The following is a 15,798-nucleotide window of genomic DNA, read 5'->3' as shown; positions in this document are numbered from 1 at the left end:
GGCCACCATCCAGAACCATTTCGGCAGCTTGGACTTTGTATTCTCTTGAATAAGATTTACGCACTGATTTTGCCTCCAATTGGGCGCCATCATAGCGCCCGATGAAGGTGTCCAAAATCATTAGGCCAGTTCAAGAAGCCCCGTACGAGATCGTTCGGTACGGGGAGGAGGGCGGGAAAATCAAGCTCAGAACAAGCTGCGGCCCCATGTCGTTTCTCTTCACCGCAGCCACCAACGGTAAGCCCGGCTTCAGCTTAGACGCGCCGGACGTGCGTATGCTGGAAAGAAAAGCGGGTGTGTCCAGGTGTGGATTAGGGGATCGGATCAACCTCGGTTGGCACCTGATGGCCCTGGAAACCAGCGTGTAGCTCTGTCCCTAGACCTTTAGCGGGTGGGCTTTCATCCTTGCCTTGGGTAACCCAAGCTTGGCCGGCGCAATTCCGTCGGGATTAGCCCTTAGGTTCAACCCAATAAACGGATTGAACGTCTGTGTGGGCGGCCAGGGCTTCAATTTCCTTTATGCCCTTGAGGAAATGCGGCGTCTGTTGATGGTCGATTAAGGACTTCTCGCTGACCCAGCACTCCACGAGGAAAAACAGCTCGGGGTTTGCGCTGCTCTGCGCCAAGTCATAACGAATGCAGTCCGGTTCGGCTCGACTGGCTTCCACGAGCTCTAGGCTTTGTATGAAAACCTTTGAAATGTCGCCAGCGCCTCTGGAGGCCGGATTTTACGTAGAGTTCTCGCCTTTTAGGCGAAGGATTCTGCCATGCCCAATGTTGAATGGCGTGTTGTGGGTACTTTGCTCCGGTGCGGCATGGCGAGACATGCCAGAGCGATTCGGCCCTTGGTCCACTGTCTATCAGCGCTTTCGAGATTGGCGAAATCAGGGCACCTTCAACAAGATGCTCAAACGTCTGCACGTCAAACTCAACGCCTGATCGACCTGGACACCTGGTGCATTGACTCGACGGCAGTCAAAGCGACCCGAGCCTCATCTGGGGCAGGCAAAAAAAGGGGGGGCGGAAGAACCGGCGGATCACGCACTTGGGAGAAGTCGGGGTGGGCTAACAACGAAAATCCACATGGTCTGCGACACTCGAGGTGTGCCGCTGCACTTCATCCTTTCGGGCGGACAAGTCAGCGATATCTCCCACGACCAGCCGTTGCTGGACGGCGTCCACATTCCCACTGAACGAGGTAGGCCGCGCAAGCGATGCCGCAAGCTGATTGCTGACGAGGGCTACGACGCGGAGTCTCTCCAGCAGTACTGTGACCGCTATCGCATGCAACCTGTGATTCCCTATCGGGTCATGAAACGCAAACCTAAACCGGGTTTGCCGCGCCTATTCGATAAACCCAAGTATCGCGAACGGAACGTTATCGAGCGGCTATTTGGCTGGTTGAAAGAGCATCGCCGTCTGGCGACCCGCTACTGCAAGCTCGCGAAAAGCTATGCGGCGATGGTCACGCTGGCCTGCTGGCGGCGGTGTCTAAGACATTACTGTTCGTACAGAACCTAGGGCCGTGAGGGCAACTATTAGATCCTGAACTCCAGCGATGAAAGTAATCGGTTGGCACTGCGTTTTCGGAGGCAAAACGGATAGCAGGGAGCTTTCTGTGTGAAGATTTACTTCAGCGTACTTTCACGTTGTGAAATCTGGCATCGGGTTGCACGAAAATCATGGAGCAGTGAGCGGATAGCAGCTGGGTGACAACAATGGAAATACACAATTTAACATAATATACATTATGCGCAGATTGATATGGGGCGATCAGGGTATGTGTTGGCCAGATTGGAAGCCAGAACGCAGTGAGATTTTCGCGGACGCGAAAAAACGGCTTGCTTGGCTGGCGCCTTGTGTTGCTATTAGCAACCTGCAGATCTGGAATCGGTCGCTGCCGGCAGCTTTGCTCGATCGCTTTCACGGCGAAATTCCTGCAGCCAGATCGCGTTGCGATTTTCGCCGGCGAGAAAATCACACGGTTGGTGCCCGGATCAATTCCTCCAGCACCTGGTCTAGGTGCGGCCCCAGTTCGAATACTTCCGTGTAGAACGAAGGTAGCGACTCGAACTCGTACCTGTGGCGCGTTCCAACGAACAGCTTCGAGCAATTCAGTGAGTAACCTGGCCAGAGCCGCTCCGAGATTTCGAGCAAGCGACTGGCCAGGCCTTTATCGATTTCCTGAAAAAGGCCGACCAGCCTATGGCTGTGCTTTCCACTATTGCGAAGCTGCAGATAACCGTCAGGATCCCATCTGGGGTCATCCATGTCCTCTGGGCTATTACGGTCTTACTCCACATGGAAAGCTTTCAAAAACAGCTCCAAGGCCAAGCCTGTATTCATCGCTGCGCGCCAGTAAAGCACTAGATCGCCGTTCATCGCAGCCTGTTCTATGGCTTTTGCTGCTTTTAGATAAAACCGAGCCTCCCCAATCACCCTCACATAGCGCAGTGCGATTTTCGCGGGCGAGAAAACGGCTGAAGCTTCACAATTATCACAAAAATGTATAACTCAACTAAATACTCATTTAGTTGAGTTATATGAGCGATCTACTATAGCCCTACCGCCACGCCCTGCACTTCCGTGGATGGGTCGTGATGAATGTGAACGGTAGGAGTGCTGGCCATTATTATGCCATTATTCTGCTTTCATTTAATTGCCACTCAATCGTTGTACTAGGATTCAACCACCTTCTACCGCAGGCTCAGGATGCCGGCGAACCGGTAGGAGTAGCATCTCGACATACCAAGGACGACACGATGAATTCGCACCTGCTCTATCCGCAGCTCGGCAAGGTCATTGCCAGCACCGGCAGCCGCCAGTTCCCACGCATGCTGCACGATCTTATCCAAGCGCATCTGAGTATCGATGCAACGCAGATCAGGCAACTGCCGTCTGCCCCGCCTGAACTCGAAACGAAGTCGACACTGATCAATGAAACGGTTTTTTCGTCTGAACAGCACCTCGAAGGGCGCTTCGACGACCCTTCGCGTCTGCACCTGATCAGGCGAAATGGGGATTCGCGGTACGAAATCCAGGTGCTGCGTGCAGGCTCAACCTTCAGTTTTTCTGCCTGCGAACGCAGCCGGCTGGATGAAATATCACCCCTGCTGCTACCGATGCTGGAAAAACACATCGACGCGTTGCAGCCCAACGCTGAGCGTACAGCACCAGAGAGCCTGCAGCAGCGCTTTCTCGATCGTCTGGCGCAATCCGGAATTAATTTATCGGAGCGTGAATGCCAGGTGTGCCTGGGCCTGCTGGCCGGGCACACCGCACCGGAGCAGGCCGAACGGTTGAAACTCAAGGCCAATACCGTTGAAAGCTACCTGCGCAGGGCGGCGATCAAGCTGGGCATCAGCGGCCGGCATTCATTGATGCGCTGGATGTACGCCAACAACTGAATGTGGTGGCCTGCACCAGCCACTGCCGGAGCGTGGTTCCCGCGAAAGGGCCGGTGCAGGCAACATCAATCTCGCGCCAACGCTTCGATCGGGTCCAGTCGCGCCGCATTGCGCGCTGGCACAAACCCGAACACCACGCCAATCAACGTCGAACAGGCAAACGCCATCACGATCGACCCTGGAGAAAACACCATTTCCCACTGTTTGACGAATAACTCGAACAGCGAGCCAATGCCATACGACAGGGCAATCCCCACTACCCCGCCAAACAAGCAGACCATCACCGCCTCTACAAGAAACTGCTGTCGAATGTCCGACTGCCGCGCCCCCACCGCCATACGGATACCAATTTCGCGGGTACGTTCAGTCACCGACACGAGCATGATATTCATCACCCCGATACCGCCCACTACCAGAGAAATGACCGCAATCAGCGACAACAGCAGGGTCAGCGAGCGGCTGGTTTTCTGCACCGTCTGCATGATGCTGTCGAGGTTGTTGGTGAAAAAGTCCTTGGTGCCGTGGCGCTGCAGCATCAGCTTGGTCACCTCCTCCTCCACCCGTTTGCTCGGCACACCGTCCTTGATCCGCACGCTGATGCTGTCCAGGTGCCGCTGGCCGAGAACGCGGCCTGCAGCGGTTTCGTAGGGCACCCAGATGTTCAGCTGATTGCTGGCGACGAACAGGTTCTTGTTCTCGGCCGTCACGCCAATCACCGTGCATGGCAGGTTGCCGACCAGGATCACCTGGCCCAGCGGGTCGATGTTCTGCCCGAACAGGCGGTTGCTTGTGTTGTGGTCGATCACCACCACCTGTGCCTGGCGCCGGGCGTCGTCGGCGCTGAACACGATGCCGGCGGCCAAGCGGATATTGCGCACCTGGAAGTAGTGTTCGCTGACACCGTTGAGCTGCACATCGACATCCAGGTTGCGGTAGCGCACCAAGGTACTCTGGCCGATCACCGGGGTGGCGCTGTCGACGTAGTACAGCTCGTTCAGCGCTGCCACGTCGGCCGGTAGCAGGGTTTCGATGGTCTTGGCCCTACTGTCGCCGAAGTTGCTCCCCGAATAGATATCGATGGTGTTGCTGCCGATCGCCTGGATGTCTTTCAGCACGTAACCCTTGGCGCCTTCACCGATGGCCGAGATGGACACCACCGAGGTGATGCCGATGACGATCCCGAGCATGGTCAGCAAAGTGCGCATGCGGTGCGAGATCAGTGCAATCCAGGCCATCTTGAACGCCTCGCGGAACATTCCGAGGCTGGCCGCCAGGCGCCGCGCGGCCTGTGGCTGGCGCGCGGGTTCGGTGACGGGTGTGGGTAACGCTTGGGCAGCGTTGCGGCGGTCGCTGACGATCTGCCCGTCGCTGACCTCGATGATGCGCTGCGCATGGCCGGCCACCTTCGGGTCGTGGGTCACCAGGATCACCGTGTGCCCCGCGGCGTGCAGCTCCAGCAGGATGGCCATCACCTCCTTGCCGCTGGCGGTATCCAGCGCGCCGGTGGGCTCGTCGGCGAGAATCACCTGGCCACCGTTCATCAATGCCCGGCAGATACTCACCCGCTGCTGCTGGCCGCCGGACAACTGGCTGGGGCGGTGTTCGAGGTGCCCGGCCAAGCCCAGGCGCTTGAGCAATTCGCGTGCGCGGTCATGCCGCAGGCCTTGCGGCGTGCCGGCATACACCGCTGGAATCTCGACGTTGTGCAGAGCGTCCAGGTGCGGCAGCAGGTGGTAGCGCTGGAAGATGAAGCCGAAATGGTCGCGTCGCAGCGCGGCCAGGGCGTCGTCGTCCAGCTCGCGAGTTTCCTGCCCGCTCACCTGGTAGCTGCCGCTGCTGGCATTGTCCAGGCAGCCGAGTATGTTCATCAGGGTCGATTTGCCCGAGCCGGACGCACCTATGATCGCCACTAGCTCGCCACTGCGGATGTCCAGGTCGATACCCTTGAGCGCAAGAAATTCGCGATCACCCGCCATGAAACTGCGGCTGACGCCCTGCAGGCGCAACAAGGGTTCGCCGGTGCCGCTGGCGACCGTCCTGTGCGCGGTAAGCTCGACATTCATGTTCATGCTCACGCCCCTGCTTCGCCAGACACCGGCTCACCTATTACCACCCGATCGCCTTCGGCCAGCCCGCCCTTGATCTGCACCTTGACGTTGTTGTTGATGCCGGTCTGCACGTTGCGCACCTGGGCGAAGCCTTTGGCATCGAGCACCCGCACCGGGAAGCTGCCATCACCATTGCGCAGGCCCAGTGCCGCTACGGGTACGGTCAGCGCGCCGGTAGCGGTATCGAGCACGATATGCACCTGGGCGGTCATCGAGATGCGCAGGCGGTGCTCGGGGTTGGGCACTTCGAACAGCGCGTTGTAGAACACCGCGCCATTGGGCTTGGCGCTGCTGCCGTCGCTCTTGTCGCTGCTTTGCGCGTAGTTTTGCGGGGCAGGTTCCGTGCCGCGCAGCTTGGCGTAGTAGCGCTTGTCCTCGCCGAGGATGGTGAAGTACACCTCCTGGCCCGGGCTGATATGGATCACATCGGCTTCCGAGACCTGGGCCTTGACCGTCATGGTGTCGAGGTCAGCCAGCTTGAGCAGTATCGGGGCCAACTGGTTGGCGATAACGGTCTGCCCCTCCTGAGTGACGATGCCGACCACATGGCCGGTGATCGGCGCGTTGATGCGGGTGTAGCCGAGGTTGACCCTGGCTGTGTCGATCTCGACCCGGGCGCTCTGGATTTGCGCATCGAGCGAGCGCACCGCGGCCTGCTGCACTTCATACTCGGACTCTGCGTTTTCGAAGTCCTGGCGCGACACCGATTCGTCGGCCTGCAATTCACGGTAGCGTTCGTACACACGTCTGGCCTGCTTGAGCTGGGCCTGGGTCGAGCGCCGCTCGGCCTGCAGCTTTTCTTCATCGACCTCGGCCTGGCGCAGAGTGTTGCGCAGCACCAGCGGGTCGATCTCGGCCAACCACTGACCCTGCTCGACCTTGTCGCCGAGCTTGACCTTGAGCGACTTCAGCTGCCCGGATATCTGGGCACCGACATCCACCTGCTTGATGCCTTCGAGAATGCCGGTGGCGAGTACCGCGTTCTCGATGTCACCTCGTTCGACCGTGGCGGTGATGTATTGCGGCGCCTTGGCCGGCGCCTGAATGGCATACAACGCAATGCCGGCGACCAGGGCCACGGCGACGCCGAGGCTGTATTTACGGAATCTGGACTTGTCCATGAATACTCACTTTCACATTGAATGGCCGTGCCTCGCTCCCACAAGGGCCAAGGCACCCCATGATTACTGGGTTACCTTGCCCAACTGCAGCGCCTGCCCTTCATGCCACCAGGCCGCCAGGCTGAACACATCCGGCACCTTGAGGATGCTGAAGTGGTCGCCCGGCCCCTGCCAAAGCGCCAGTTGCGGCATCAGTTGCTGCCAGCCAGCCTGCATCTTCGCCTGCTCCCGTGCGTTGCCCGCAGCGTCCAGGCTCGGGTCATCGACCAGCACCAGCCCCACCGGCCCGCTGTAACCCAGCGTCGGCTGGTATTCCGTGCGCAAGGCGCTAGCGAAGGTGCGTACCGTGCCTTCCAGGGCTTTGGGCAGGGAACGCGCCGGCATCAGCCCGACCCGCACCATTGCCCCGTGCAACTGGCGTAATTGCTCTTCATCGCTGGCCTGGGCAAAGGCCAGTGGCTCGATGCACAGTGCCTTGCCGGTCGACAACTGCAGCGCGTCGATCAGCCGTTGCAGCGCTTCACCAAAGGTATAGGGCTGGCCACAGGTACCGAGGTCACCCGGTGCTTCGCTGTCGATCAAGGTCAATGAACGCACCTGGCGCCCCTTGGCCTCGAAACGCGCCGCCATGGCATGCGCGACCCAACCGCCAAACGAGTGCCCCACCAGGTTCAGTGGCCCTTGCGGGTACAGCGCTTCGATGGCCTGCACATGGCAATCGACTGCGGCTTGCACTGACACATGCGGCACGGAGCAACCGTCCAGGCCACGTGCCTGCAGGCCGTACAGCGGCCAGTCCGGCCCCAGCGCTTCGGCCAGGCCGACGAAGCTGGTGACACTGTCACCAGCGCCCGGCACGCAGAACAGCGGCGCATGGCCATGCTGCCCCGTCTGGATCGCCACCAGCGGCTGGTAAGCGACAGCCTGTTCGGCCGGGCGCGCCGCAACGCGGTCGAGTGCCTGGGCAATGGCCTCGCCAACCAACGCCACATGGGGTGCCTGCATCATGCTGCGGTGATCGCCAGGCACGGCAATCTCGACCAGCGCCTGGGCGGGCAACGCTTCACGCCACCCCAGGTTCGACAGCCCCTCGCTGCCCTGCTCCGCGCGGAACAGGTGCACCGGCACACTCAGCGGTGCCAGGCGGTAGTGGGCCATGGCATGACCGTGCGCCAGCTCGCGAGTGAAGTAATGGTGCAACTGCGCATCGCTCATGCTCGACCACAGCCCATACAGCAGCTGGTGTTCACGGCAGCTGGCCAGCAGCGTATTGAAGTCGGCCTGCTCGGCCTCCAGGCGCTGCAGCTGCGCCAACCGCGCCTCGCCGGCCTCGCCCTGGGTGCGCCAGAAGGTGCTGCAGTTGAGCAGCAACTGGCGCTCCAGCGCACGCGGGCCTTGCCAGCGCGCCTTGCCCTGGTCGGCCAGGCGCGGCGTATAGGTATCGATCAGCCCCAGGAACTCGACCTGCTCATCGGCGCCCAACAGTTGGTTCGCCATTTCGAAGGCCAGCACGCCGCCGAACGACCAGCCCGCCAGGCGATAGGGCCCGTGCGGCTGGACCTTGCGCAGCTGTTCGATCTGGTAGCGGGCCAGGCATTCCAGCGTGCGTGGCTGGGGCTCGCCATACGGCACCCCCGGCAGGCCGTAGAGCGGGAAATCCCCTGGCAGGTGCTGGCCCAGCACCGGGAAATAGAAGTCCAGGCCGGTGAACTCGTGCACCAGGAACAACGCAGGTTGGCTGCCAGCGCCCCTGACGGTGACGACAGTTTGCGCCCGACCGGCGTGGCTGGCGTCCAGATGACGGGCCAACAGGGCCACGCTTGGCTGTTGGAACACGTCGTTGAGGGCGGCCTGCAGGCCAGCCTTCACGAGTTTGTCGATCAACCGAATCGCCGCGAGCGAATGGCCGCCCAGTTCGAAGAAGTTGTCATGGCGCCCCACCCGCTCCACGCCCAGCAGCTCGGCCCAGATTGCGGCCAACTGGGTTTCGGTTTCGCCTTCAGGGGCCTCGTAAGGACGGTCCTGAATGGCATCAGGCTCAGGCAGGGCCTTGCGGTCCAGCTTGCCGTTGGGGCTCAAAGGCAGAGCTTCGAGGTGCATGAACAGCGCAGGCACCATGTACTCCGGCAGGTGTGTCAGCAGTGCCGCGCGCAGTGTCTCGCTGCCCTGCGCTTCGCCGGTGTAGTACGCGATCAGGCGTTGATCACGAGCCATCACCACGGCTTCCTTGATGCCGGTGATGGCGGTCAAGCTGGCCTGGATTTCGCCCAGCTCGATGCGCAGGCCACGGATTTTCACCTGATCGTCGTTGCGGCCCAGGTACTCGATGTTGCCGTCGGGCAGATGGCGCGCCAGGTCGCCGGTGCGGTACAGGCGGGCGCCAGGGCGTGTGCTGAACGGGTCATCGATGAAGCGTTCGGCGGTCAGCTCGGTGCGGTTGAAGTAGCCACGTGCGACCTGCACGCCGCCGATGAACAGCTCGCCAGCCACGCCTTGCGGCACCGGCTGGCCTTGGCCATCGAGCACGTACAACGTGGTGTTGGCGATGGGCTTGCCGATTGGCGTGTTATCCGGCGCAGCGACGCAGTGCCAGGCACTGACATCCACGGCGGCTTCGGTGGGGCCGTAGAGGTTGTGCAGTTCCACGCTCGGTAACTGCGCGTGGAATCGCCGCACCAAGCTGCCCGGCAACGCCTCGCCACTGCACAGCAGGCGCTTGAGTTGGTCCGCCGCGGCTTCGCCATGGGCGAGGTACACGTCCAGCATCGACGGCACGAAGTGCAAGGTGGTGATGCCTTCGCGGCGGATGACTTGGCGCAGGTACTCCGGATCACGGTGCCCGCCCGGGCGGGCCATGACCAAACGCGCGCCGGTTTGCAGCGGCCAGAGGAACTCCCACACCGAAACGTCGAAGCTGAACGGGGTTTTCTGCAGTACCACGTCGTCAGCATCGAGGTTGTAGGCGTCCTGCATCCACAGCAGGCGGTTGACCACGCCGGCGTGCTCGTTCATCACGCCTTTAGGCAGGCCAGTGGAGCCAGAGGTGTAGATCACGTAAGCCAGATGACGCGAGGTCAGTGCTGTAACCACCGGGTTGCAGGCAGGTTGCTCGCCCCAGGTCGGCTGATCCAGGTCGATTAGCCGCCCACATTCCGGCACATGGCGCGTCGCGGCATGTACCAGCACCGCCACCGGCGCGCTGTCGGTCAGCATATGTCGCACACGTTCGGCCGGATAATCCGGATCGACCGGCACATAAGCGCCGCCGGCTTTGAGGATGGCCAGCAGCCCAACCACCATCGACAGCCCTCGTTCGACGCAGATGGCTACACGGTCGTCTGGTTTCACGCCCAAAGCAATCAGGTGATATGCCAAACGGTTGGCCTGTTCGTTGAGCTTTCGATAGCTCAAGGCGCCCTCTTCAGCCCGCACCGCCACGGCATCTGGGGTGCGTTCGACCTGCGCTTCGATCAGCCCATGCAGCGTCTGCTCAAGGTTGTAGTCCACCGCCGTGTCGTTGAATGTCAGCAGCAACCGCTTGCGCTCGTCTGCATCGGGCAACCCGGTGTGGGCTGGAATGGCCTGCGCGCCTTCGACAAAGGTCCACAGCAGCTGCTCCAGGTACCCCGCATAACGCTCGATGGTTGCCCGGTCGAACAACGCCGTGGCATAGACGATGCCCCCGGCAAAGCCCTCAACCCCCTCCCCCATGCTCAGGCTCAGGTCGAACTTGGCGATCCGCGCCTGGCTGCCCAGCGCGGTCACCGCCAGCGCACCCAGCTGCAGTGCCTGGCGCTGCGGGCTGCCCTCCCAGTCCAGCGACACCTGGTACACCGGCGTATGGGCCAGGCTGCGCTGCGGCCGCAGCGCCTCGACCACCTGCTCGAAAGGCAGATCCTGATGCGCTTGGGCCGCGAGCACAGTCGCCTTGACCTGTGCCAGCAGGCTGGCGACATTCGGCGCGCCCGAGGTTTGCACGCGCACGGCAATGGAGTTGACGAACATGCCGATCAACCCGTCCACTTCGGCCTGTCGACGGTTGGCCAGTGGCGACCCGATTACCACCTCGTCCTGGCCAGCAAGCCGCGTCAGCAATACCGCCCAGGCGGCCATGAATAGCATGTAAGGCGTGACCCCATGGCTTCGGCACAGCGCCTTGAGTTCGACGCTCAAGCGCGGGTCGAGGCAGAGCGCGACGCTGTCACCGGCATGATCCTGATGTTCAGGCCGTGGCCGGTCCCAGGGCAGGCTGATCGGCGTTGGCGCCCCGGCCAGCTGCGCGGCCCAGTAGTGCGCCTGGCGCTGCAAGGTATCGCCGCCCAGCGTGCGGCGTTGCCACAGGGCGTAGTCGAGGTACTGCACGGGCAACGCCGCTAGCGGGTCATCGCGACCTTGGCTGAATGCTTGGTAAAGCTCGTCCAGTTCACGCACCAGCACGCCCAGCGACCAGCCGTCGGCGACAAGGTGGTGCAGGGTCAGCAGCAGCACATGGTGGTCCGCCGCCAGGTGCAGCAGACGGCCACGGATCGGCAGGTCCCGGTGCAAAACGAAGGGCCGGCTGGCTTCCTGCTCGACCAGCGCAGCCAGGACCTGTTCGTCCAGGCCGGGCACCTTTACCGTGGCAAGGCTGAACGCCTCTGTTGCCAGCACCACCTGCGGTTCGCCATCCAGCCCGACGAAGTGGCTGCGCAGGCTCTCATGACGTTCCACCAGGCGCCGCAGGGCACGTTCCAGCGCCACGGCATCCAGCGTCCCTCGCAAGCGCAGGCCGATGGGGATGTGATAGGCCGCACTGCCCGGCGCCATCTGCGCCAGGAACCAGAGCCGCTGCTGGGCGAACGACAAGGGCAACGGCCCCACGCGCAGGCTTGGCTGGATGTCAGGCATCACCTGCGCGGGATGGCTGGCCAGGCTGGCGGCGACCGCAGCCAGGCGGTCGTCCGCGAACAAATCAGCCAAGGCCAGTTCCAGACCCTGCCGCTGACGAATCTGGGCCAGCATGCGCATGGCCAGCAGCGAGTGGCCGCCCAGCTCGAAGAAGCGATCGTCACGCCCGACCCGCTCGACCTGCAGCAGGTCGCACCACAGCTGGGCCAGCAGTTGCTCCTGCTGACCTTGAGGCGCTTCATAGGCTGCTCCAGCGAAATCTTGCGGACCCGGCTGCGGCAGGGCCTTGCGCTCGACCTTGCCGTTGTTGCTCAGCGGCATCCGCTGCAGCGCCACGAAAGCGGCCGGGACCATGTATTCAGGCAGGCGCCCACGCAGGTAGCTGCGCAGGTCACTGGCTTGCAGCGCCGCATCCAGGCGAGTGAACCAGGCCACCAGGCGCAACGGCCCCTGCTCGGCAGGCACGGCCATGACAATCACGTCACCGATACCGGGGCACTGCGCCAGTTGTTGCTGGATTTCCCCCAGCTCGATGCGAAAACCGCGAATCTTCACCTGGTCGTCGTTACGCCCCAGGCATTCCAGCTGACCATCGGCCTGCCAGCGCACCAGGTCGCCGGTGCGGTACAACCTGGCACCGGCCCGTTGGCTGAACGGGTCTTCGACAAAGCGCTCGGCTGTCAGCGCCGGGCGGTTGAGGTAGCCCAGGGCCACGCCATCGCCGCCGATGTACAACTCACCCACCACGCCCCGGGGTACCAGTTGCTGGAGCGCGTCGAGTACATAGACCTGGGTGTTGCCGATGGGTTGGCCGATCGGCACCTGGGTAGCGTTGGCTGCCAGCTCGCGTACCTCACAGGTCACCGCAAAGGTAGTGGTTTCAGTGGGCCCATAGCCATTGACCAGGCGCAGCGTCGGCGCGCGGTCGAGCAAGGCACGAAACGCCGCAGGCTCGGCACGCTCGCCGCCGCTGATGAGGATGCGCAGCCCCGCCAGCGCTTCGGGCAGCAATTGCACGTACTGGTTGAACAGCGCGGTGGTGAGGAACAGCACGCTGATGCCTTCTTCTACCAGTGCAACGGCAAAACGCTGTGGGTCCACCAGTGTCGGATGGTCGATCACCCGCACCTGGCCGCCGTTGAGCAGCGCGCCCCAGACTTCGAGGGTGCTGGCATCGAACGCCGGGTTGGAGGCAAAGGCGACACGGTCCTGGGTGGTGAAGTCGGCATAACCGTTGGCCATCACCAACCGCACGATGCCACGGTGCGTCACGCACACGCCCTTGGGCATGCCGGTGGTGCCCGAGGTGTACATCACGTAGGCGCTGGCACCGGCGTCCCGGGGCAGGCCCGGGTCATGCGCGGGCTGGCTGTCCAGTGCCAGCTGGTCGAGGTCGATGCGCCGCACCGGGAAATCTGCAGCCGTATCGGCCAACGTCAGGAGCGCCGTGGCCTGGCAGTCTTCGACCATGAATGCCTGGCGCTCGACCGGCGCATGGACATCCAGCGGCACATACACTGCCGCGCACTTGAGCACCGCCAGTTGCGCCACCAGCAACTGCAGCGAGCGTGGCAGCAGGATCGCCACGCAGGCCCCTGGTACGACGCCCTCGGCGATCAGGTAATGGGCCAGGCGGTTGGCCCGTGCGTTGAGTTCGCCGTAGCTCAGGCTCAGCTCGCCGTGCACGGCCGCCAGTGCCAATGGATGGCGGGCGACACATTGTTCGAACAACAGCTGCACGCTCTGCTCACGCGGGTAATGGCGTTGGGTCGCATTGAGCGTGTGCAGCAGGGTATGGCGCTCTTCATCGCCGATCAGGTCGATATGTGACAGGGTGGCCTGGTCATTGCCGACCATCGCCCAGAGCAAACGCTCGAAGTAGCCAAGGTAACGGCGCGCCGTGGACTCATCGAACAGCGCAGTGGCGTATTCGAGGCTGCCGGCCAGCGCTTCGCCGTGCTCGCCCAGGTTAAGCGTGAGGTCGAACTTGGCTACCTGCCCGGCCTGGGCCACGGCCTCCAGCTGCAAGCCTTGCAACTCAAGCGCCGGGCCATGGGTGGCCTGCCAGTTGAGGGTCGCCTGGAACAATGGGGTATGTGCCAGGCTGCGCGCCGGGCGTACGATCTCGACCACTTGTTCGAACGGCAGGTCCTGATGTGCCTGGGCCTCGAGCACACGGTTGCGCACCTGTTCGAGCAACGCCTGCGCGGTCGGCGCAGCGCCGGTGTCGATACGGATGGCCAAGGTATTGACGAACAGCCCCGCCAGCGCTTCGAGCTCGGCGCGGCCACGGCCGGCCACCGGGCAGCCAATAACCACCTCAGCCTGCCCGGCAAGCCGCGCCAGCAGCGCCGCCCAGGCGCCGAGCAAGGCCATGTACAGCGTTACCCCATGGCGCTGGGCCAGGGTGCGCAGGCCTGCGGCCAGGCGCGGGTCCAGTTGCAGAGGCAGGTTCGCGCCGGCAAAGTCCTGGCGCTCGGGGCGTGGCCGATCGCTGGGGAGTTTGAGCAAGGTGGGTGCACCGTCCAGCGCCTGGCGCCAATAGTCGGCCTGGCGTTGCAACTGCTCACCGGCCAGCCAGCGGCGTTGCCACACCGCATAGTCACCGTACTGGATCGGCAGTGGCGGCAGCGGGTCTGCCAGGCCTTGGCAGAAGGTTGGGTACAACGCCCTCAGCTCCTGGGTCAGCACCCCGAGCGACCAGCCATCCGCGACGATATGGTGCACCGTCAGTGCCAGCACATGGTGTTCGGCGCCCAGGCGCAGCAGGCGTGCGCGCAGCAGCGGGCCATGGGCCAGGTCAAAAGGCGCGCTGGCTTCTTCGCGCAACTTCGCGGCCAGCGCATCGTGGCTCGACATTTCGCGCTGGAACCAGTCGCCCCCGACAGTGGCGGCGATGATCACCTCAGCGCTGTCATCGCAAGGCACGAAGCGGCTGCGCAGGGTTTCATGGCGCTCGACGATACGCCGCAGCGCAGCTTCCAACGCATCGGCATCCAGCGGCCCACGCAGCCCCAGGGCCAACGGAACGTTGTAGGCCTGATTGCCGCCTTCCATCTGTGCCAGGAACCACAGCCGCTGCTGGGCGAACGACATCGGCAGCGGTTGCTCGCGTGGCACTGGTACTATCGCCGGCAGTTCACTACGCCCAGCGTTGGCCAGCACTGCAGCGACCGCCGCCAGTTCGGCATTGGCGAACAGTTCGGCCAAGGTCAGCTCCACGCCAAGGCGCAGGCGCACCTGCGACACCATGCGCATGGCCAGCAACGAATGCCCGCCGAGGGTGAAGAAATGATCATGCCGGCCAACCCGCTCGACCTGCAGCAGCTCAGCCCAGAGCTGCGCCAGGGCGTTTTCGAGTTCGCCTTCGGGGGCTTGGAAGCCTTGCTCGAACAGTGCCGAGCGCTCGGGTTTGGGCAGCGCCCGGCGGTCGAGTTTGCCGTTGGCGGTCAGCGGCAAGGCAGCCAGCTCGACGAAGGCCACCGGCACCATGTATTCCGGCAGGTGCGCCTGCAGCTGGGCACGCAGGTTCTCAGGAGTTGCCGCGTCGACATCGGCCTGGGGCGTGAAATACGCCACCAGGCGTGGCTCGCCGGGCTGGTCCTCGCGGGCCAGCACCACGGCTTCGTTGATACCGGGCAAGGTGGCCAGGCGGCTCTCGATTTCACCCAGTTCGATGCGCACCCCGCGGATTTTCACCTGGTCGTCGTTACGGCCCAGGTAATCCAGGGTGCCGTCGGCCAGCCAGCGCACCAGGTCGCCGGTGCGGTACATGCGTCCGCCTGGTGTCGCAGTGAAGGGGTCGTCGAGGAAACGTTCGGCGGTGAGCGCCGGTCGGTTCAGGTAACCGCGGGCGACCCCGGCTCCGCCGATGTACAGCTCGCCAGGCACGCCCAGCGCCACCGGCTGGCGACGTTCGTCGAGCACATACAGGCGGGCATTGTCCACCGGCCGGCCGATATGCAGCACCCCACCCGCCTCGACCACACCTGAGCTGGCCACCACGGTGGTCTCGGTCGGGCCGTAATTGTTGACCACGGCAAAGCGCTGGGTACGGTTGAACTGGCGCAGGCGGTCGCCGCCAATCAGCAGGGTGCGCAGGGTCGGGTGTTCGAGCTGGTGGCTGAAGGCATATTCGGCCACCGGTGTGGGCAGGAAGCTCACGTCCAGTGGCTGGTCGCGCCACCAGGCGAGCATGGCATCGAGGTCTTCGTTGCCTTGCGCGGACGGGGCCAGGTGCAACGTGGCACCGGCGCACAAGGCAGGCCAGAGCTC

6 protein-coding genes and 1 pseudogene (1 of these 7 running past the window's edge) are annotated in these 15,798 nt (G+C 63.1%); 2 read left to right on the top strand and 5 right to left on the bottom strand.

What is annotated here, in order from left to right; translation table 11 throughout:
- Positions 1–449: 449 nt before the first annotated feature.
- Entirely contained in the window at positions 450–668 is a 219-nt protein-coding gene (locus tag RTH46_RS26275) for a putative quinol monooxygenase (protein WP_410478561.1), read from the bottom strand.
- Between the two features lie 106 nt (positions 669–774).
- Here RTH46_RS26275 and RTH46_RS11530 point away from each other — a divergent pair.
- Positions 775–1,521: pseudogene (locus RTH46_RS11530) on the top strand (IS5 family transposase); the annotation flags it as partial.
- A 112-nt stretch (positions 1,522–1,633) separates the two neighbouring features.
- Here the strand turns inward: RTH46_RS11530 and RTH46_RS11525 are convergent.
- Positions 1,634–1,927: a hypothetical protein gene (locus tag RTH46_RS11525; protein WP_316905737.1), complete on the bottom strand. Its 294-nt coding sequence runs from the start codon at positions 1,925–1,927 to the stop codon at positions 1,634–1,636.
- A gap of 835 nt (positions 1,928–2,762) precedes the next feature.
- Here RTH46_RS11525 and RTH46_RS11520 point away from each other — a divergent pair.
- Entirely contained in the window at positions 2,763–3,407 is a 645-nt protein-coding gene (locus RTH46_RS11520; RefSeq protein WP_153787863.1) for a helix-turn-helix transcriptional regulator, read from the top strand.
- 65 nt (positions 3,408–3,472) lie between these two features.
- Here the strand turns inward: RTH46_RS11520 and RTH46_RS11515 are convergent, their stop codons facing one another.
- The 3 genes from RTH46_RS11515 to RTH46_RS11505 form a co-directional block, all read right to left on the bottom strand.
- Positions 3,473–5,470, bottom strand: coding sequence for a MacB family efflux pump subunit (locus RTH46_RS11515; RefSeq protein WP_410478564.1), 1,998 nt, complete (start codon positions 5,468–5,470; stop codon positions 3,473–3,475).
- An 8-nt stretch (positions 5,471–5,478) separates the two neighbouring features.
- Positions 5,479–6,636, bottom strand: a complete 1,158-nt coding sequence (macA, locus tag RTH46_RS11510; RefSeq protein ID WP_316905735.1) for a macrolide transporter subunit MacA — start codon at positions 6,634–6,636, stop codon at positions 5,479–5,481.
- Between the two features lie 63 nt (positions 6,637–6,699).
- Positions 6,700–15,798: the 3' portion of a non-ribosomal peptide synthetase gene (locus tag RTH46_RS11505; protein ID WP_316905734.1), read on the bottom strand. The gene runs 2,226 nt beyond the window's last position; only the last 9,099 of its 11,325 coding nucleotides appear in the window; its start codon lies beyond the right edge, outside the window; the stop codon is at positions 6,700–6,702.

It is taken from the genome of Pseudomonas sp. zfem004, assembly GCF_032621715.1.
In the GTDB taxonomy this organism is placed as follows: Bacteria; Pseudomonadota; Gammaproteobacteria; order Pseudomonadales; family Pseudomonadaceae; genus Aquipseudomonas; species Aquipseudomonas sichuanensis.
Note: the sequence above shows the minus strand (reverse complement) of the source record. Positions and strands in the feature narration are given on the sequence as shown.

Excerpts from the sequence above, each read along its gene's own strand:
- RTH46_RS11520 (WP_153787863.1), top strand. The coding sequence starts at position 2,763 with ATGAATTCGCACCTGCTCTATCCGCAGCTCGGCAAGGTCATTGCCAGC.
- RTH46_RS11515 (WP_410478564.1), bottom strand. The coding sequence starts at position 5,470 with ATGAATGTCGAGCTTACCGCGCACAGGACGGTCGCCAGCGGCACCGGC.
- macA (WP_316905735.1), bottom strand. The coding sequence starts at position 6,636 with ATGGACAAGTCCAGATTCCGTAAATACAGCCTCGGCGTCGCCGTGGCC.